Annotated in this window: 17 protein-coding genes and 1 pseudogene; 12 read left to right on the forward strand and 6 right to left on the reverse strand. The window is 58.4% G+C overall.

The window, feature by feature from the left end; translation table 11 throughout:
* Positions 1-72 precede the first annotated feature (72 nt).
* Positions 73-1443: a class II 3-deoxy-7-phosphoheptulonate synthase gene (locus ACOERD_RS02115; RefSeq protein ID WP_419737896.1), complete on the reverse strand. Its 1371-nt coding sequence runs from the start codon at positions 1441-1443 to the stop codon at positions 73-75.
* Positions 1444-1611: 168 nt separating this feature from the next.
* Here ACOERD_RS02115 and ACOERD_RS02120 point away from each other — a divergent pair, with 168 nt between their 5' ends.
* Positions 1612-2616: a GlxA family transcriptional regulator gene (locus ACOERD_RS02120; RefSeq protein WP_419737897.1), complete on the forward strand. Its 1005-nt coding sequence runs from the start codon at positions 1612-1614 to the stop codon at positions 2614-2616.
* 6 nt (positions 2617-2622) lie between these two features.
* On the opposite strand, the gene ACOERD_RS02125 is transcribed toward ACOERD_RS02120, so the two are convergent.
* Positions 2623-3099, reverse strand: coding sequence for a GNAT family N-acetyltransferase (locus tag ACOERD_RS02125; RefSeq protein ID WP_419737898.1), 477 nt, complete (start codon positions 3097-3099; stop codon positions 2623-2625).
* A gap of 131 nt (positions 3100-3230) precedes the next feature.
* Complete coding sequence (locus tag ACOERD_RS02130; RefSeq protein WP_419737899.1) at positions 3231-4331, reverse strand: PQQ-dependent sugar dehydrogenase; 1101 nt, start codon at positions 4329-4331, stop codon at positions 3231-3233.
* A 151-nt stretch (positions 4332-4482) separates the two neighbouring features.
* On the opposite strand from ACOERD_RS02130, the gene ACOERD_RS02135 reads away from it, so the two are divergent.
* The 11 genes from ACOERD_RS02135 to ACOERD_RS02185 all read left to right on the forward strand — a co-directional run bounded on the left by ACOERD_RS02135 (position 4483) and on the right by ACOERD_RS02185 (position 16181).
* The gene (locus ACOERD_RS02135) at positions 4483-5664 is read left to right on the forward strand and encodes an ABC transporter substrate-binding protein (RefSeq protein ID WP_419737900.1); all 1182 of its coding nucleotides are present in this window, start codon (positions 4483-4485) and stop codon (positions 5662-5664) included.
* A 127-nt stretch (positions 5665-5791) separates the two neighbouring features.
* Positions 5792-6580 carry an ABC transporter ATP-binding protein gene (locus tag ACOERD_RS02140; RefSeq protein WP_419737901.1) on the forward strand — a complete coding sequence of 263 codons (789 nt, stop codon included), beginning with the start codon at positions 5792-5794 and terminating at the stop codon, positions 6578-6580.
* Complete coding sequence (locus ACOERD_RS02145; RefSeq protein WP_419737902.1) at positions 6577-7407, forward strand: ABC transporter ATP-binding protein; 831 nt, start codon at positions 6577-6579, stop codon at positions 7405-7407. The genes ACOERD_RS02140 and ACOERD_RS02145 overlap by 4 nt, the downstream gene beginning before the upstream one ends.
* Positions 7408-7522: 115 nt before the next feature.
* A complete protein-coding gene (locus ACOERD_RS02150) occupies positions 7523-7843 on the forward strand; it encodes a hypothetical protein (protein WP_419737903.1) in 321 nt (106 codons plus the stop codon).
* Positions 7843-8853 carry a branched-chain amino acid ABC transporter permease gene (locus tag ACOERD_RS02155; RefSeq protein ID WP_170458185.1) on the forward strand — a complete coding sequence of 337 codons (1011 nt, stop codon included), beginning with the start codon at positions 7843-7845 and terminating at the stop codon, positions 8851-8853. The genes ACOERD_RS02150 and ACOERD_RS02155 overlap by 1 nt, the downstream gene beginning before the upstream one ends.
* Positions 8850-10163 (forward strand): branched-chain amino acid ABC transporter permease, encoded by a 1314-nt coding sequence (locus tag ACOERD_RS02160; protein ID WP_170458184.1) that lies wholly within the window; start codon positions 8850-8852, stop codon positions 10161-10163. The genes ACOERD_RS02155 and ACOERD_RS02160 overlap by 4 nt, the downstream gene beginning before the upstream one ends.
* A gap of 316 nt (positions 10164-10479) precedes the next feature.
* Positions 10480-11412 carry an IS21 family transposase gene (gene istA, locus ACOERD_RS02165; protein WP_419737904.1) on the forward strand — a complete coding sequence of 311 codons (933 nt, stop codon included), beginning with the start codon at positions 10480-10482 and terminating at the stop codon, positions 11410-11412.
* Positions 11413-11544: 132 nt separating this feature from the next.
* Positions 11545-13287 carry an IS1634 family transposase gene (locus ACOERD_RS02170; protein ID WP_419737624.1) on the forward strand — a complete coding sequence of 581 codons (1743 nt, stop codon included), beginning with the start codon at positions 11545-11547 and terminating at the stop codon, positions 13285-13287.
* Positions 13288-13510: 223 nt separating this feature from the next.
* The gene (istA, locus tag ACOERD_RS02175; protein WP_419737605.1) at positions 13511-15019 is read left to right on the forward strand and encodes an IS21 family transposase; all 1509 of its coding nucleotides are present in this window, start codon (positions 13511-13513) and stop codon (positions 15017-15019) included.
* Positions 15006-15737, forward strand: a complete 732-nt coding sequence (gene istB, locus ACOERD_RS02180) for an IS21-like element helper ATPase IstB (protein ID WP_419737606.1) — start codon at positions 15006-15008, stop codon at positions 15735-15737. Before istA (ACOERD_RS02175) ends, istB begins: the two co-directional genes overlap by 14 nt.
* A 189-nt stretch (positions 15738-15926) precedes the next feature.
* A complete protein-coding gene (locus tag ACOERD_RS02185) occupies positions 15927-16181 on the forward strand; it encodes a hypothetical protein (RefSeq protein ID WP_419737905.1) in 255 nt (84 codons plus the stop codon).
* Positions 16182-16213: 32 nt separating this feature from the next.
* Here the strand turns inward: ACOERD_RS02185 and ACOERD_RS02190 are convergent.
* The 3 genes and pseudogenes from ACOERD_RS02190 to ACOERD_RS02200 all read right to left on the reverse strand — a co-directional run.
* A pseudogene (locus ACOERD_RS02190) lies at positions 16214-17401 on the reverse strand (helicase HerA-like domain-containing protein); the annotation flags it as partial.
* A gap of 353 nt (positions 17402-17754) precedes the next feature.
* Positions 17755-18225, reverse strand: coding sequence for a hypothetical protein (locus tag ACOERD_RS02195; protein ID WP_419737906.1), 471 nt, complete (start codon positions 18223-18225; stop codon positions 17755-17757).
* Positions 18210-19436, reverse strand: coding sequence for a phage minor head protein (locus ACOERD_RS02200; RefSeq protein ID WP_419737907.1), 1227 nt, complete (start codon positions 19434-19436; stop codon positions 18210-18212). Before ACOERD_RS02200 ends, ACOERD_RS02195 begins: the two co-directional genes overlap by 16 nt.
* Positions 19437-19576 lie beyond the last annotated feature (140 nt).

Consider the following 19576-nt stretch of genomic DNA (forward strand, 5'->3'; position numbering starts at 1 on the left):
GCATCGCGAGACGATTGATCCAAAGAAAAACGGCGGGCCAAGGACCCGCCGTTTTCATTGATCGTTCAGACCTTAGCTTGCTTCGCGCTTGGTACGATCGCGGCGCAGGTTGGTCAGTTCTTCGGCGACCAGAAAGGCCAGCTCCAGCGATTGCGACGCGTTCAGGCGCGGGTCGCAAGCGGTGTGGTACCGGTCCGAGAGGTCCTCTTCGGTCACGGCACGCACGCCGCCGGTGCATTCAGTGACGTCCAGACCGGTCATCTCGAAATGCACACCGCCGGGTATGGTACCTTCGGCCTGATGCACGCCAAAGAAGTCGCGCACTTCGTGCAGGACCGAATCGAACGGGCGGGTTTTGTACCCAGTGGCCGATTTGATCGTGTTGCCGTGCATCGGGTCGCAGACCCAAGTGACCTTGGCACCCTCTTCCTTGACCGCTTTGACCAGACGCGGCAAATGCTCGCCCGCCTTGCCTGCGCCGAAGCGGGCGATCAGCGTCAGACGACCCTCTTCGTTTTCGGGGTTCAGCTTGGACATCAGAACCTTGAGGTCCTCGGCCGTTGTGGTCGGGCCACATTTCAGACCGATCGGGTTCTGCACGCCACGGCAGAATTCCACATGCGCGCCGTCAGGCTGACGGGTGCGGTCACCGATCCAGATCATATGACCCGAACCTGCCAGCCAGTTGCCAGAGGTCGAATCCAGACGGGTCAACGCCTCTTCATATTCCAGCAGCAGCCCTTCGTGGCTGGTGTAGAACTCAACGGTCGAGAACTCATGCGTTGTCTCAGCCGTGATGCCCGCGGCACCCATGAAGTCGATCGTGTCCTGAATGCGGTCGGCGATCTCGGAGTATTTCTGAACGTCCTGTTCATCCGTGAAGCCCAGCGTCCAGGAATGCACGCGGCTCATGTCGGCGAAACCACCGGTCGAGAACGCACGCAGCAGGTTCAGCGTGGCGGCGGCCTGCGTGTAGGCTTGCAGCATCTTGGGCGGATTCGGAATCCGCGCCTCGGGTGTGAAGTCCAGTTCGTTGATGATGTCACCGCGGTAGCTGGGCAGTTCGACGCCATCCACAACCTCGGTTGGCGCGCTGCGTGGTTTGGCAAACTGCCCTGCCATGCGGCCCACTTTGACCACCGGCACTTTGGCGCCATAGGTCAGAACCATCGCCATTTGCAGCATCACTTTGAACGTGTCACGGATCGCGTCCGCGCTGAATTGTTCAAAGCTTTCAGCACAATCCCCTCCCTGCAACAGGAAAGCCTCGCCGCGACCGGCGGCACCCAAATGTTGCTTGAGACGCCGCGCCTCACCGGCAAAGACCAGCGGGGGATACTGCGAAAGCTGCGCCTCGACTTTGGCCAGCGCGGCCGCGTCGGTATAGTCTGGCATCTGAACCCGGGGCTTGTTGCGCCAGTTCGATTTTTGCCATTCGGTCATAGCCTTGATCTCCGCTGATAGTATTCAGGTGGTCTCTATACAAAAAGCCGGGAAGAGAGACCATATCCGATTTGCGGCTCTTGACGTCGTAAACAAGCTTTGATCATGGTATCTGTCAAATCATGCGCGCCCAAGGCGCATCGGCCACCGAATCAAGGACAAAAACCCATGCAAGAACAACGCCAAGTTGTCAAAGTCGACGGTAACGTCGACAAGCCGATCAATTTTGTATTCGTCTTATTGGATGGATTTTCGCTTTTGTCCTTTGCGTCGGCTCTGGACAGCCTGCGCATTGCCAATCGGATGGCCGACAAACCAGTCTATGCATGGTCTTTGATCGGTGAAGGTGGCGATACAATTACCTGCTCGGCAGGCACGACTTTCAAGCTGGATCAGGACCTGATTGAGCTGCAGCGCGATGACATCGTTCTGATCTGTGGCGGGGTCGAGGTAAAAACCGCAACCACCAAGAAGATCTTGAACTGGATGCGGCGCGAGGCCCGCAAAGGGCTGCGGATCGGTGGCTTGTGTACGGCCGCCTATTCGCTTGCCAAGGCGGGGCTGCTGGAGGGTAAGCGAGCGACCATCCACTGGGAAAACTCGGACAGCTTCATTGAAGAGTTCGACAATGTGGAACTGACCAAATCCGTGTTTCAGGTCGACGGCAACCGGATGACCACCGCGGGTGGCACCTCATCCATTGATCTTATGCTGAAGCTGATCGCGAATGACTATGGCGAGGGTCTAGCCAGCGCCGTAGCCGATCAGATGATCTATTCTTCGATCCGCACAGATCAGGACACGCAGCGCTTGTCTACGCCCACCCGAATTGGGGTCCGGCATCCGAAGCTGAGCCAGGTTATTCTGATGATGGAAAAGAACATCGAAGAGCCAATCTCGCCTTCGATTCTGGCCAAGGATGTCGGCATGTCGACCCGACAGCTGGAGCGTCTGTTCCGCCGTTACCTAAGCCGTTCCCCCAAGCGCTATTATATGGAATTGCGACTGCACAAAGCCCGCAACCTGCTGATGCAAACGGATATGAGCGTAATCAACGTGGCTCTGGCCTGTGGCTTTGCCTCGCCCAGCCATTTTTCGAAATGCTACCGCGCGCACTACAACACGACGCCCTATCGAGAGCGTGGGGCACAGTCGGGGCGGCTGTCCGTCTGACGCGGACTAAAGGGTCTTTTCAAAATAGTGCAGATGGGGTCTCAGCATCGGCTGATCCAGATAAGTCGTCGTCTCAATGGGTTCGGACAGTTCGACAAATCCCAGTTTCGGATAGAGGTCCCGCATTTCGACATTTGGCGTAAGCGTATCGGCCACAAGGCGCTTTAACCCCAGTACGCGGGCCGCCTCCTCTCGGGCTTGTATCATGGCTCGCCCCGCACCCGTGCCGCGCGCGGCTTCGGTCACGAACACGCGTTTCAATTCGCCAGTGTCCTGATCCAGCCGTTTCATCATGCCACAGCCGATGATCTTAGCCGCGCTGTCTCGTGCCAGAACCAGGCACCCGTTTGGCGGCAGATAGTCTTCTGAGTGTGCCCAAAACTCAGCCAGCGCGCTTTGCGGCGCAGCCGGATCGATTTCAAACCCCATGGCCGTCATGCGCTCAACGATCAACGCATAATATTGGGACAGGATGCCGTTCAACTCATCCTGATCTGGCAGCGTGTCACACATTTCAATCGAAAAGTCGCGCAATGGACCGTACCCTCAGATGGTTTCTTGATACAGGATCAAGCTCGGTTACTCGGCAACAGTCAAGGAGGGCGAGCACTGATCTATCTATCCGGGGAAAGCCGGAAAACTGCCCCATTGCCTACGGAAATGAACCAGATCGACCCATCCGGGGCCTCAACGATATCCCGGACCCGCTCTGTTTCGGGGCCTCTGATCTGTTCGACCTCGCGCAGTGGGTTGCCGTCCAGCCGGGCGATGTAATCAAACTTGAGCGATCCCACGAAGATGTCGCCTTTCCATTCCGGCCAGAGCGCACCTGAATAGACCATCAACCCCGACGGCGCGATTGAAGGGTCCCAATAGTGGCGTGGCTGCTCCATCCCATCTTTGGAAGTGCCTTCGCCTATCGTCTTGCCCGAGTAGTGCTTGCCATAGGAAATGACGGGCCAGCCGTAGTTCAGCCCCGGTTGCACGAGGTTGACCTCATCCCCTCCGCGCGCGCCATGCTCGGATGTCCAAAGGCGCCCCTGAGCATCCAGATCGGCGCCCTGAGGGTTGCGGTGCCCGTAGGACCAGATCTCGGGCCGAATATTCGCCTGCCCGACAAAGGGGTTGTCGGCAGGAACCGAGCCATCCCGATTGATGCGGATAATCGACCCGATTGGGTTTGAGCGGTCCTGAGCCTGCGGCCGATCCCCCCGATCCCCGATGGTGACAAACAAACTGCCGTCTTCCGCCTCAACCACCCGGGAGCCAAAGTGACGCCCGCCCGAGCCTCCGGGCGTGGCCTCGAACAGGATACGCGTGTTGGTCAGGCGTTTGCCGTTCTCCGACAGGCGCGCGACGGCCAGCGCGGTGCCAGCCCCAGTGCTCTGAGGTTTCGAGAAGGTCAGGAAGACCTCACGCGTCTGTGGGAAATCCCTCGCGATGGTCACGTCCAGCAAGCCGCCCTGCCCTCTGGCGGCCACTTTCGGAACCCCCTTCACTTTTTGAGGTTTCCCGTCCGACACATAAAGCACATCGCCATCCCGTTCGGTCACCAAAAACGATCCATCGGGTAGGATGCCTACAGCCCAGGGCGCATCCAGTCCCTCAATCATCGGCTCGATCTGAACCGGACCTTGGGATGTCTCAAGCTCCTCAGCGCAGGCAAGACCTGCGCTGATCATCAAGGCAAGAATCGCAAAGGCTCTGTGCGTCATGGGTCTTCCTTTCGGACTGACAGCGTTATCACCATGAGAACAAATAGGATTATGGAGCGCAAAAACACGATTGCGTTAGGACTTTTCTTTTCCGGATTGCTTGCCTAGGGTCATGCGCAGAACGAATACGTTCACAATAGGGAGTAACCATATGAAAAAGCTGCTGACTGCAACTGCAGCCTCCGCTCTGCTGGCGGGTACCGCAATGGCCGAAGACGTCAAGCTGGGCGTTCTGTTCGGCTTTACAGGCCCGATTGAATCGCTGGCGCCTGCTATGGGTTCCGGCGCCGAGATGGCGATGGCCGAAGTCACCGAATCCGGCAAGCTGCTGGACGGAGCAACCGTGACCGCAACTCGCGCAGATACCGGCTGTATCGACAACGGTCTGTCCACGTCGAACGGCGAGCGCATGATCGCTGACGGCGTTGCTGGCATCATCGGCGGTGACTGTTCGGGCGTGACTGGCGCGATCCTGCAGAACGTCGCGATCCCGAACGGCATGGTGATGATCTCGCCATCGGCCACCTCGCCCGGTCTGTCAACCATGGAAGACAACGGCCTGTTCTTCCGCACCGCGCCGTCGGATGCGCGTGAAGGTCAGGTGATGGCGGACATCCTGAACGATCGCGGCATCAGCTCGATTGCTCTGACCTATACCAATAACGACTACGGCAAGGGTCTCGCGGACGCGATCCAGTCCTCGTTCGAGGCGTCGGGTGGCGAAGTGACCATCGTCGCAGCGCACGAAGACGGCAAAGCCGACTACTCGGCTGAAGTTGGCGCGTTGGCCTCGGCCGGTGGCGACATTCTGGTCGTTGCGGGTTATCTCGACCAAGGCGGTCTGGGCATTATCCAGTCGGCTCTAGACAGCGGTGCGTTTGACACGTTCGGTCTGCCCGGCGGCATGATCGGTGACTCGCTTCCTGCCAACGTCGGTCCGGACCTGAATGGTTCGTTCGGTCAGATCGCCGGTTCGGGTGGTGAAGGTGCTGAGAAGTACTTTGCCATGGCCGAAGCGGCGGGTTTCGACGGCTCGTCGCCCTACTCGCCTGAATCCTATGACGCTGCTGCCCTGTTCATGCTGGCCATGCAGGCCGCAGGTTCCACCAACCCGGCGGACTATGGTTCCAAGATCATGGACGTCGCCAACGAACCTGGTGAGAAGATTTATCCGGGTGAGCTGGCCAAGGGTCTGGAACTGCTCGCTGCCGGTCAGGAGATCGACTATGTCGGTGCCTCCGGTGTTGAGCTGATCGGCCCCGGCGAAAGCGCGGGTTCTTACCGTGAGATCGAAGTCACCGACGGCGAGAACACAACCGTCAACTTCCGTTGATCCTAGGTAAACAGTCATAAAAACAAGCAGCCCGGGCCTTGTGTCCGGGCTGTTTCAATGACAAAAGCCCGCACCATTCGCACAGGGATGTGGCAACAACGCCGGAAAACGGCGGCTAGGGGAAAAAATGATCGTCGTCGAAGACGTGCATAAGCATTTCGGCGGGTTTCATGCGGTGGACGGGGCATCGCTGGAAATCCAAAAGGGCTCGATCACCGGTCTGATCGGACCGAACGGGGCCGGAAAAACCACTTTGTTCAACGTGATCGCGGGTGTTTTGCCTCCAACCAGCGGCAAGGTGGTGATGGATGGTGAAGATATCACCGGCCTGCCCCCACATGAGCTGTTTCACAAGGGCCTGCTGCGTACCTTCCAGATCGCGCATGAGTTCTCGTCGATGACCTGCCGCGAGAACCTGATGATGGTGCCCGGTGCTCAATCCGGGGAATCGCTTTGGAACACATGGTTCGGTCGCAAACGGATTGCTGATGAGGAACGTGCGCTGCGGGCCAAGGCTGATGAGGTGCTGGAGTTCCTGACCATCGAGCATCTGGCCGATCACAAGGCGGGTCAGGTCTCGGGCGGGCAGAAGAAGCTGCTGGAACTTGGCCGCACCATGATGGTCGATGCCAAGATCGTGTTTCTGGACGAGGTCGGCGCGGGTGTGAACCGGACCCTGCTGATGACCATTGGCGACACGATCCTGCGTCTGAACAAGGAACGTGGCTATACTTTCGTCGTCATCGAGCATGACATGGATTTCATCGGCAAGATCTGTGACCCCGTCATTTGTATGGCCGAGGGCAAGGTGCTGGCCGAGGGAACCCTGGACGAGATCAAAGCCACTGAACACGTGATCGAGGCCTATCTGGGCACCGGCCTTAAAAACAAAGACAAGCTGGAGACCGGGGCGTGAGCGACAATCCTTATCACGACGACAAAGGCAACAAGGACGCGTCTATCACGAACACGCATGGCGTCGGCACCATGACCCCGGCCCATCGCAAGAGCGGCGCAACACTAAAGGTCGATGGTGGGCCGTTTCTGATCGGCGACACGATGACAGGTGGCTACGGCAAAGGGCCGGACATTCTGCACGACTGCACCATCGCCGTCGATCGGGGCGAGATCGCGGTCATCGTCGGGCCCAACGGCGCGGGCAAGTCCACTGCGATGAAGGCCGTTTTCGGAATGCTGGATGTGCGCTCGGGCGCCGTTCGGTTGGACGGCGAGGATATCACCGCGCTTACGCCGCAGGATCGGGTGATGCGTGGTATGGGTTTTGTCCCGCAGACCTCGAATATTTTTACCTCGATGACGGTGGAAGAGAACCTTGAGATGGGTGCCTTTATCCGCCGGGATGATTTCTCAGACACGATGGAGCAGGTCTATGAGTTGTTCCCCATCCTCCGCGACAAACGCCATCAGGCGGCCGGCGAACTTTCTGGTGGCCAGCGCCAGCAGGTGGCCGTGGGCCGCGCGTTGATGACTCAGCCGAAAGTGCTGATGCTGGATGAACCGACTGCCGGTGTATCGCCCATCGTTATGGATGAGTTGTTTGACCGGATCATCGAGGTCTCGCGCACCGGGTTGCCGATCCTGATGGTCGAACAGAACGCCCGTCAGGCCTTGGAGATCGCGGATAAGGGATATGTGCTAGTTCAGGGGCGGAACGCCTATACCGGCACGGGCAAGGAACTGCTGGCCGATCCCGAAGTGCGCAAGAGTTTCTTGGGGGGGTGAGGTGAGGTTCGCAATTACGATCGCATTTGCCTCAATGTGCAGTACGGCTTGGTCGGCGCCTTGCATCCTACAAGAGGCCTGCGCAGACGTGCAAAACTGTGAAGGTGGCGAACTCATGCTTGAGCTGTTAGGCACCCCGCCCGAGCGTATAGAAAGTAATTTTGGTGACTTTTCAGTCGATCAGGTCGCCAAGGCCGGTGATATCACCTCCAAAATTCGCTTGTCTGATGGGCAAGAGTGGACTGCCGTTTCAAAAAGCGACTTGTTGGTGGCGTCCCGAACCGAAGACGACAGACACGAGCATATGTATGTGACCAAGACTTCGACCACCGAACTAAGCGTGACATTGCTCACCCAACCATTGCGTTATGTCGATTATGCGAAAGCTAACAATGGACGACGCACTTTCTCTGGAAAATGCGAGCAGGAGTTTTAATGGACTTCCTCAACGCCCTTGTGGCGCTCTCCAACTTCGTTCTTGTTCCCGCAATCGCCTATGGCAGCCAGTTGGCGCTTGGTGCTTTGGGGGTAACGCTGATCTACGGCATCCTGCGGTTCTCGAACTTTGCGCATGGCGATACGATGGCCTTTGGCGCGATGATCGCGGTTCTTGTCACGTGGGGCTTGCAAGCCGCAGGGGTCAGTTTCGGGCCGTTGCCGACGGCTCTGCTTGCCCTGCCCTTTGCCATTCTGGGCTGTATCGTTCTGGTGCTGATCACCGACCGGCTGGTCTATCGCTTCTACCGGGAACAAAAGGCAAAACCGGTCATTCTGGTGATCGTGTCCATGGGCGTGATGTTCATCATGAACGGCATCGTCCGGTTTATCATCGGGCCGGATGATCAGAGGTTCTCGGACGGCGCGCGGTTTTTGATCAAGGCACGAGACTTCAAGGCCTGGACCGGACTGAACGAAGGGCTTGCGATCAAGACCTCTCAGGCCATCACGGTCGTTGTGGCGGTGATCGCCGTGGCCGCCCTGTTCTGGTTTTTGAACAAAACCCGCACCGGTAAGTCGATGCGCGCCTATTCGGATAACGAGGATCTGGCGCTGCTGTCTGGCATCAACCCCGAACGTGTGGTGATGATCACCTGGATCATCGTGGCCGCACTGGCGACCACTGCGGGCGTGCTTTATGGCCTCGACAAGAGCTTCAAGCCCTTCGTCTATTTCCAGCTTCTGCTGCCGATCTTTGCCTCGGCCATTGTCGGAGGTTTGGGCAACCCTCTGGGCGCCATCGCGGGTGGGTTCATCATCGCGTTTTCCGAGGTGACCATCACATACGCCTGGAAGAAGGTGCTGACATATCTGGCTCCGGAAAATCTGGAACCGTCGGGATTGGTTCAGTTCCTCTCTACCGATTACAAATTCGCCGTCAGCTTTGCCATCCTGCTGATCGTGCTTCTGTTTAAGCCCACGGGCCTGTTCAAAGGAAAATCGGTATGAGCGAGGTTACCAAGAACACCCTGCTTTTCGTCACAGTTGGCGCGCTGATCCTTTTGACCGGCTTCACGCAAAGTTGGAACGCCGCGATCCTGATCCTGAACATGGGGCTGATCTCGGCCATCATGTCGATCGGGGTAAACCTGCAATGGGGCTTTGCTGGTCTCTTCAACGTCGGCGTCATGGGCTTTGTGGCTTTAGGCGGGCTGGCAGTTGTCCTTGTGTCCACACCGCCAACTCCCGGAGCCTGGTCAGAGGGCGGCTATGGCGTCATTCTGGCGCTTCTTCTTGGGGCCGCGACCGTTGTTGCGACCGTCATGGTCGCGCAGAAGATGCCTAAAGGGCGCGCGCGGACGCTGGCCATCGTCGGAATCCTCATCGTTGGGTTCTTTGTCTACCGCGCGATCTTTGATCCGAACGTCGCCGCGATTGAAGCGATTGATCCGGCTGTTGCCGGCAATATTGGTGGTCTGAACCTGCCGGTCTTGCTCGCCTGGCCTGCCGGAGGGTTACTGGCCGCAGGGGCCGCGTGGCTGATCGGCAAGACGGCTCTGGGTTTGCGCTCGGATTATCTGGCGATTGCGACCCTTGGTATTGCCGAGATCATTATTGCCGTCATGAAGAACGAGGACTGGCTGGCCCGTGGCGTCAAGAACGTCTATGGCATCCCGCGCCCCTCGCCCGTGGTGGGCTATGAGGTTGAGCTGCAGCAAGACCCTTCGTTCCTTGCGCGGGCGGATTGGTTGGGGCTTGATCCGGTGATCGCCTCGACCCTTTCGGTCAAGCTGGGCTATTCGCTGCTGTTCCTGATCGTTCTGCTGGTGCTGCTGTGGATGGCGCAGATGGCGCTCAAAAGCCCTTGGGGCCGGATGATGCGCGCCATTCGCGACAATGAGGTCGCGGCTGAGGCGATGGGCAAGGACGTCACCCGCCGCCACCTGCAGATCTTTGTGCTTGGCTCTGCCATCTGCGGTATCGCGGGCGCGATGATGACTACGCTGGACGGTCAGCTGACGCCGGGTACCTACAACCCATTGCGGTTCACCTTCCTTGTCTGGGTGATGGTGATCGTCGGTGGGTCGGGCAATAATTTTGGCGCCGTGCTGGGGGCGTTCCTGATCTGGTTCCTGTGGGTGCAGGTCGAGCCGATGGGCCTGTGGCTGATGAACCTAATTACCTCGGGCATGCCGGATGGCAGCGCGCTGAAGGCGCATCTGATCGAAAGCGCGGCGCATATGCGGTTGTTCACCATGGGTCTGGTCTTGCTGATTGTTCTCAGATTCAGCCCCCGAGGGCTGATCCCCGAGAAATAGTCGCATCGCGATCACAATACGGAAGCCGCGCCCCTCAACCGGCGCGGCTTCTTGATTTTTAAAGAGGTTTCTGAGTACACGAGACTACCGCTCGTTGTTCGGACTTTTGGGGTCCGGCCTATGCTCAGAAGAAACCCGACCGATCTCTACGATCATTCGCACTCAATTGATGAGAGTATCAGACTTGACCAAGAAAACACTGTAGAAAAGCGTGCAATTTTGACCCCCTAAGCGGGGAAATCGGCGTCCAAATTTGACCCCTCCCTATGGTTGTAGACATCCTTTTCATTGAGCAGTCGATGGAGAGGCAAGCGGGATGATTTGCGTGGAAACTATTAGAAAAGTGCGTCGCTTACACCTGATCGAAAAAAAGAGCATCAAGGAAATTTGCCGTTCGCTCAATTTGAGCCGTGCAACGGTTCGAAAGATAATCCGATCGGGAGTGACGGAGTTCAAATATGAGCGCAAATCGCAGCCATACCCGGTGCTCGGGCCTTGGCGCGCGCGTCTGGATGAAACGCTTGAGGAGAACGAGGCGCTTCCGAAGAAACACCGCAAGCGGATGACCAAAATCTGGAAGGAACTCTCCGATGATGGTTTTGGCGGCGGGTATGACAGTGTTCGACGCTACACAAAGAATTGGCGCATTGCGCACGGCCGACAACAGGCGCAGGCGTTCATCCCGCTGATCTTTGATCCTGGGGAGGCGTACCAGTTCGACTGGAGTGTGGAGACGGTTTTGATGGACGGTGCACTCACGACCGTGAAGGTTGCCCATTTCAAACTTTGCCATAGCCGCATGCCATTCTCCATTGCCTATCCGCGCGAGACGCAGGAGATGGTCTTTGATGCCCACGACGAGGCCTTCAAATTCTTTGGTGGAGGCTGCATCAACGGGATCTACGATAACATGACGACCGCCGTCGATGCGATCCTGTCGGGCAAGGAAAGAAAGTTCAACAAGGCATTCTCCCGGATGTGTTCTCATCATCTGGTGAACCCGATCGCCTGTACGCGCGCGGCCGGTTGGGAGAAGGGTCAGGTTGAGAATCTGGTCAAGGAGAGCCGCGCCTATAGTTTTACACCGCGTCTGGAGGTGGCCGACTTCGATGAATTGAATGCCCGGCTGCAAAAAGACGCGATCAAACGCGCAAAAGAACTGCGGCATCCGGAAAACCTGGAGGTGACGGTCTGGGAGGAGTTCCAGCAGGAAAAGCCGCTGCTGACGCATCTGCAGAAGCCCTCCTGACTTCCGACCTTTTTGTTGATCTGACTGGGTTTTTGGTTTGTTTTCAGGTGTGGTTGCTCAGAGGCGCGTTGTAGTGCCCCATTATTATAAAAAGTATTGACATGGGCCTTCAGATGGCTAACCTCTTCGCCCATGTTCATCCGCACCAAACATGACGCAAAGCTCAACCGCACACGGATCCAGATCGTTGAATCCGTCCGCACCGGCTCCAAGGTACGCCAGAAGATCCTGCGCCATGTGGGTGTGGCCCATAACGACAGCGAGATTGAGGATATCAAGCGTCTGGCGGGCCGCTTGATGGAGCAATTACGCATTGATCGCTCGCCGCAAATGGAACTGTTCACGCCCACGGAATATGCCGATCTGCAGGCGCTGGTGCGCCGCGCTCCGCGGCCGGACAAGCTTGGCGTTGATCTTGCCGAGTGCCGTGAGGAGGCGCGGGTCTCTCTGGGTCTGCGGGATGTCATGGGGACGATGTATGACCAACTGGGTTGGGGGGCCCTTCTGGGGGCGGCGCGTAAAAGTGCCAATCGCATTGTGAAAGAGCTGGTTATGGCGCGGATCGCACAGCCCGAGAGCAAGCGCGCGACCGTGGAGGCGTTGGAGAACCAGGCAGGCATCACGCTCAATCTGGACGTGGTCTATCGGAGCATGGATTACATCAATACGCCGGTGATAGACGGGATTTGCAAAACCTCTCACGCGGCGGCAGAGAAGTTGCTGGGCGGGCCAGTGACCGTGCTGTTCTACGATTGCACGACCCTAGCCTTTGACACCGAGCGCGAGGACCCGGCCGAGGATGCGGACGGGGTCGAGCAGGATCATCTTCTGGCCAAGGGCTTCAGCAAGGATGGCAAGCATCACCGCGCTCAGGTCATGCTGGCGCTGATCGTCACCTCCGATGGGCTGCCTGTGGGCTATGAACTCTTCCCGGGAAACACCTGGGAAGGTCATACGCTGGAAGCTGCGCTGAAGGCGTTGGAGGGACGCTTCGACGTGGCCAGGGTCACGTTCGTGGCCGATGCCGCCATGCTCAGCAAGGACAACCAGCAGATGTTGCAGAACAAGGGTCTGCCCTACATCCTCGGCTATCGCATGAAGTCCGCCCCGGCCGCCGTGAAGGCGAACATTTTGAGCCCGGAGGGACGCCAGCCTTGGGCTGGACACGGTTCTGAAGAGGCAACCGAGAAGGGCTGGTACAAGGTGATCGACCAGGAGGGAGCGCGGGTCATTGTGACCTGGTCACCCACCCGGGCACGCAATGATGCCCACAAGCGCGACAAGGCAATCGAAAAGCTGCACAAGAAGCTCAAGCGCTCTCGCAAACCCGGCAGCTTCAGCAGCCGGGGATATGGCCGCTTCCTGGCCTTCCCCGACAGCGGGGACGTCACGCTGGATGATGCAAAGATCAAGGCAGCGGCACAATGGGACGGGCTGCATGCCATTGTTGTTCATGGTGCGGACGAACTGGAGGCACAGGACGTCATTGCCCGCTATCACCAGTTGTGGGAGATCGAAGCCTGCTTCCGCACCAACAAGCACGATCTGAAAATCCGGCCCATCTATCACTGGTCGCCGCGTCGGGTCCGGGCCCATATCGCCATCTGCTACATGGCCTTCTGCTGCCTGCAGCACCTGCGCAAGCATCTGGACCTGCTCGGACACCCGATGAGCCCGGCTCGTATCCGCAACGAGTTGAACGCATTGCAGCTCTCGATCCTGCGCCACAAAGGCACCCCTGACCGCTACGGCATGCCAAGCCATGCCACGGTCGATGCCAGACGCATCCTCACCTGCGTCGGCCTGACCTGGAACGAAGCCCCTTTCAAGATACCCCCCGGGCGCACCCGAAAAACTGGCCAGACCAAAGCCTGAGCTCCCTCAACACTCCGAAACAATCGCTGGCGAAAAAAGTCCGTGTAGTGCCTTTTGGCAACCAAGGCATAATAATATCAATGACTTATACGAAAAAATGTCGGAAGTCAGGAAAAGCGTGCAATTTTGACCCCCTAAGCGGGGAAATCGGCGTCCAAATTTGACCCCTCCCTATGGTTGTAGACATCCTTTTCATTGAGCAGTCGATGGAGAGGCAAGCGGGATGATTTGCGTGGAAACTATTAGAAAAGTGCGTCGCTTACACCTGATCGAAAAAAAGAGCATCAAGGAAATTTGCCGTTCGCTCAATTTGAGCCGTGCAACGGTTCGAAAGATAATCCGATCGGGAGTGACGGAGTTCAAATATGAGCGCAAATCGCAGCCATACCCGGTGCTCGGGCCTTGGCGCGCGCGTCTGGATGAAACGCTTGAGGAGAACGAGGCGCTTCCGAAGAAACACCGCAAGCGGATGACCAAAATCTGGAAGGAACTCTCCGATGATGGTTTTGGCGGCGGGTATGACAGTGTTCGACGCTACACAAAGAATTGGCGCATTGCGCACGGCCGACAACAGGCGCAGGCGTTCATCCCGCTGATCTTTGATCCTGGGGAGGCGTACCAGTTCGACTGGAGTGTGGAGACGGTTTTGATGGACGGTGCACTCACGACCGTGAAGGTTGCCCATTTCAAACTTTGCCATAGCCGCATGCCATTCTCCATTGCCTATCCGCGCGAGACGCAGGAGATGGTCTTTGATGCCCACGACGAGGCCTTCAAATTCTTTGGTGGAGGCTGCATCAACGGGATCTACGATAACATGACGACCGCCGTCGATGCGATCCTGTCGGGCAAGGAAAGAAAGTTCAACAAGGCATTCTCCCGGATGTGTTCTCATCATCTGGTGAACCCGATCGCCTGTACGCGCGCGGCCGGTTGGGAGAAGGGTCAGGTTGAGAATCTGGTCAAGGAGAGCCGCGCCTATAGTTTTACACCGCGTCTGGAGGTGGCCGACTTCGATGAATTGAATGCCCGGCTGCAAAAAGACGCGATCAAACGCGCAAAAGAACTGCGGCATCCGGAAAACCTGGAGGTGACGGTCTGGGAGGAGTTCCAGCAGGAAAAGCCGCTGCTGACGCATCTGCAGAAGCCCTTCGTCGGGTTCCGTGAAAAGACGGTCGCCGTGAGCCGAACCTGCCTGATCAACTTCGAAAGAAACAAATACAGCGTTGAGGCAAGAGCTGTTGGACGTCAGGTCCAGTTGCAGGTCTACGCCACGCGGATTGTCCTGCGCCAAGACGGTGAGATTGTCGGAGAGCACGAACGGTGCTTCGGCCGAGGAAAAACGATCTTCAACCCTTGGCACTATGTGCCCGTCCTCAAGCGCAAGCCTGGCGCTCTGCGCAATGGAGCACCGTTCCGTGACTGGGACCTACCACCGGCAATGACGCAGATCTGGACCCATCTGCGGGGCACATCCGACGGAGACCGGCAACTTGCCGATATTCTTTTCGCTGCTTACCAGCACGACATTGATGTGGTCGAGGCTGCCTGCGAAGAAGCTCTAAAATCTGGCCTGCGCAAGGCCGATGCGATCCTGAACATTGTCTCTCGGCGCACCAATCCCCCGCCGCCAAAGGCGATTGAGCCGCCTGCCCACCTGCAGCTGAAAATGGCACCGATCGCGGATTGCGCTCGCTATGACAGGCTTGGAGGCTCCCATGCAACTGCGTAAGGAAATTCTCGAACTTGCCCGTCAACTGAAGTTGCCAGGCATCGTCAACTGCTTTGACGAAGTGATGCAGGCCGCAGCCAAAAACAACTGGCGGCCCCAACAGGTCGTGGCCGAACTCCTCACGGCCGAACTGGCCGAAAAGACTGCGCGCTCGATCCGGTATCAGATGGGTGCCGCAAAGTTCCCGGTCTGCAAGTCCTTACCTGAGTTCGACTTCACGGTCAGCCCCGTCAACGAGGAAGTCGTGCGCAATCTTCATGACGGCGATTTTATGGACCAGGCCAGGAATGGCGTGCTGGTCGGTGGAACCGGATCGGGCAAAACGCATCTCGCAACAGCGATCGGGGGCCACGCGGTCAATAACCGCCGGCGGGTCAGGTTCTTCAGCGCTGTGGATCTCGCGAACAAGCTGGAGGCTGAACATCGCGAAGGCAACGCCGGGCGGCTCAGCGAGCAGCTGATCCGCGTCGACCTCGTGATTATAGACGAACTCGGTTATCTGCCGTTCGCAGAGTCTGGTGGACGATTACTCTTCCATCTCATCAGCAAACTGTACGAGCGAACGTCTATTCTGCTAACAACCAACCTCGCATTTGCTGAATGGCCGAGTGTGTTCACAGATGCCAAAATGACCACTGCTCTCCTGGATCGACTGACACACCATTGCGATATCATCGAAACCGGGAACGAAAGCTGGCGAATTAACCACCGCGACTAACCTCGAAATCGGGGAATAAATTCAAAACAGACAGCAGGTCAAACCTTCAGTCGAGCTACGCTCTCTTTTCGGTTTGACCTGCTGTCCACCCCCTCCTGAATCAACCTAAACACGACCCCCTCAACGCCCCTCTTAGCTCCAAGGGGGGTCAAATTTGGACGCCGATGGGGGGTCATTATTCAATGCCGATTGACAAAAACACTTATCACCAAAGCCGTTGTCATGCTGCCGGTTCTGGCCGCGCTGACGGCTTGTATACCGTCGCCCGAAGACCTTGAGACCACTCCTGTTCAGGTTAACACTCCGCAGGGCGTCGTAACCTGTCAGCTTTACCGACATGATCGTGTGACCTGGGACCGAGCAATTGATTTCCCGGCCACAAAGATGTCGGTCAAACAAGCTGATGCCTATTGCCGTCAGGAAGGACAGCGCCGCCTGAAGTAAGCCGGTTGGCGCCTTGTGCTGGGCGCCTCCGATCAGCGATTTCGGAACAACCCGCCTAGAATTCCCCGCACGATGCGACGGCCGGTTGTTCCCTTCAGCTCTTTGATGACGGCTTCACTCATAGCCGTCGCAAAAGTATCTTTCTTACGCACTACCCGAGACGTTGAACGCCCAACCCGGGCACCTGAATACCGGCGGGCCGAGCTGTATTCGCGCTCCATCGGGGATTGTTGTTCGATGATCTCTTCCGCCTCTGCGGCCTCGGCCTCTTTGGCGGCAGCCTCCGCACGGGCTTGCAGGATTTCAAAGGCCGATTTCCGATCGACGGGCGTGTCATATTTCGCCGCCATCGGTGAGGCTTGCAGGATACCCTGACGCTCAGATCCCGAAATCGGCCCAAGCTGCGATCCCGGTGGGCGAATCAAAGTCCGCTCGACAATCCCCGGCACGCCTTTCTTCTGCAGCATCGAGGTCACGGCCTCACCAACGCCCACCTCTCGGATCGCGGCCTCGGTATCGAAGGCGGGATTCTCGCGGTAGGTTTCCGCCGCCATACGAAGGTTCTTTCGGTCCCGCGCGGTAAAGGCGCGTAGCGCGTGTTGTACCCGGTTGCCCAACTGCCCCAGAATATCCTCGGGAATGTCAGCGGGGTTCTGCGTGATGAAATACACCCCAACACCCTTGGAGCGGATGAGGCGCGCGACCTGCTCGACCTTGTCGACCAGTACCTTGGGCGCATCATCAAACAACAGATGCGCTTCGTCGAAAAAGAACACCAGCTTCGGCTTCTCCGGATCTCCGACCTCGGGCAGTTCCTCGAACAGCTCACTCAGCAGCCACAACAGGAACGTGGCATAAAGCCGAGGCGCCCCCATCAGCTTGTCTGAGGCCAGTATGTTCACCATCCCCTGCCCGTTTTCATCCGTTCGCATCAGATCGGCCAGATCCAGAGCGGGTTCTCCAAACAATTTAGTGCCGCCTTGGTTTTCCAACACCAAAAGACGGCGTTGAATGGCTCCGATAGAGGCCGTTGAGACATTGCCATAGCGCAGAGACAGCTGCGCCCTGTTCTCACCAATCCACACCAGAAGCGCCTGAAGGTCCTTGAGATCCAGCAACGGCATACCCTCTTCATCGGCGACCCGGAACGCGATGTTGAGAATCCCCTCCTGCGCTTCGCTCAGTTCCATAAGGCGCGACAACAGTAGAGGTCCCATTTCTGTGCCCCGACAGAATTAATGCTCAATCGGGCCTATCCGGGCCTATCCGGGCCTATCTGGGATGAGGGGCGTTAAACCGCGCAGAATAAGGGGTTTTTCGGGTGCTTGAGGAGGCGTGACGATGAGGGCTCAAAATCGGGCTTGCGACAGTGATTTGCCCAATCTCGACCGCTCAGTGGTTCAGATCGCCGGAAAACGCTGGTTTTTTCTTCGCATTTCAGGGCCCGGAATCGGGCGGATTTTCCACGATCTGCGCAGGCCAGAACACCCGGATTGCGCCGATCGGTCAGAGCGCGTGGCATTGGCGTTTAACGGGGCTTTGAAGATGCGTTTAGGGCCTGTGTTGGGGCGGTTCAGGAACGGGCCCACCAGTTGGGTGGTTCGATCCCGAGGATGTCCCATTGCGGTGTCCAGGCCTTGCCCACGGCATCAGGCCATCCATGCCGGGCTGCGGCCTCTTCCTCAGGGGTATCAAGGCGGTCGATACCGTGACCCTCGACCCATGCGGTGATCTGCGCAATGGCCTCGCGCACGCAATCCCGCAATCGGTGAATCTCTGCGGGTTCGGGCAGGCCCGCACCCCAGGGGAACAGCAGGCCGTTTCTGACAGCCCCGATGGAGCATCTCAGTTCCACGGCGAATCCGGCGCCGCAGGTCGGTTTGCCGGATTTGAGTGTTTGACGGAGCCAGTCCACGGATTGCCCTGGCTCATGATCGTAGAGGAAATCACCGAACAGCCGATCATCGAGATCTTCGCGATCACGTGGATCGCACTCGGTGAGACCGTGCCTTTCGAGGTCTTCCCATGTCAGGAAACCAGCCATTCGAGAAGTCCTGCGATCAGTTGCTCCATGCGGTCTTCGCCAAAGCGCATCAGGTTGACGCGGCTGCCCCCGGCGATGGCGTGAGCATAGTTGACGTAGCCTGCGCGGTCCAGTGCGCTGGCGGCGGCATGGGAGGCCAGCCGCTGCATGGCGGGGGCGTTCATGTCGAGACCGGCCGCTTGCTCGTTGATGCGCAGCGTGGCCAGTTGCCAGAGGCGATTGGCGGTGTGGCCAAGCCCGGGGCGGGGATCGGTGGCGCGGAAGAGCGAGCCATCATGGCCCACGGCGACGACGCGCACGAGGCCGGGTCGCTTTTCCAGCTGCTCAAGATCAACAGATGACAGGGCTGCGGAATCGGGATGATTGTGCACGACGCCGATACGGCGGGCCGGGTCTCTCAATATGTCGAGCATCTCCGGAGACAAGTCGACCCGGTCTCGCGCGCCCTCCACCCATTCCACGGGTGCGGCATTGCCGCCACGCACGGGGGTGTCGGCGTCGAGATCGATGGCGGCGAGATGTTCATTGCCGGTTCTGAGGCCGCGTGCGCGGGCTTCGTGGATCAGCCCCAGTTCGATGCCGCGCGCCACCGGGTCCAGGCCCTCGGCGATGGCATCATGGCGGCCCTGCTCGGCGAGGAATGTGGCCCCGGGGTTGGTCTCAAAGCCCGGCGTGATGCCCTTGGGAACCTCAAGGCTGCGCCCGGTGCGGGGATCGGTCAGGCTGCGGGTTTCCATTGGTGGCTCGGTGGCGACGGTCAGGCCCCGGCGTTCCAGCGCGCGGGCGGAGAGCTGGCGGGTGGTACAGGCGCAGAAATAGCCGTTGGGCGGGAAATGCATGGCCCACCAGATATGATCGACCGGCACAACCAGCCCGTGGAAAGGCTGATGCGCCGCGCGGCGGCTGGCGCGCTGGAGCTGGATATATTCGAGATAGGGAAAGACCTCTTTGGTGCGCTGGATGCGCATCCAGCGTCCGGCGGCATATGCGGTGCGCAGGTTGGTGTCGAATATGACGGCAAGGCGGCGTTTCGAGCCAAGCTGTACGATGCGGGTCTCGCCGGTGAGCGGATCGGTCATGCTCTTGCGGCCCCACCATCCGGCGGCCTTGAGCTTTGGCTCCAGCGCCGCGCGGAACTGCTCCATGGTCCAGCCCCCGGCGATGGCCTCGTCCACGGCTTCGCGGATCGTGGCCAGCAGATCGTCCTGCATCGCCTTGGCGACCACGAAGCCGCGCGCATGGGAGGCGCCCCACCAGTCGCGCCAGGAATAGCGCCCTTCAGGCGGGGCGTAGCCCTTGGCGCGAAAGAACTCTATGGCTTCCCGGGGCTGAAGCGCTGTGGCGGTGGCCA

The sequence above is a fragment of the Ruegeria sp. genome (assembly GCF_965199275.1).
In the GTDB taxonomy this organism is placed as follows: Bacteria; Pseudomonadota; Alphaproteobacteria; order Rhodobacterales; family Rhodobacteraceae; genus Ruegeria.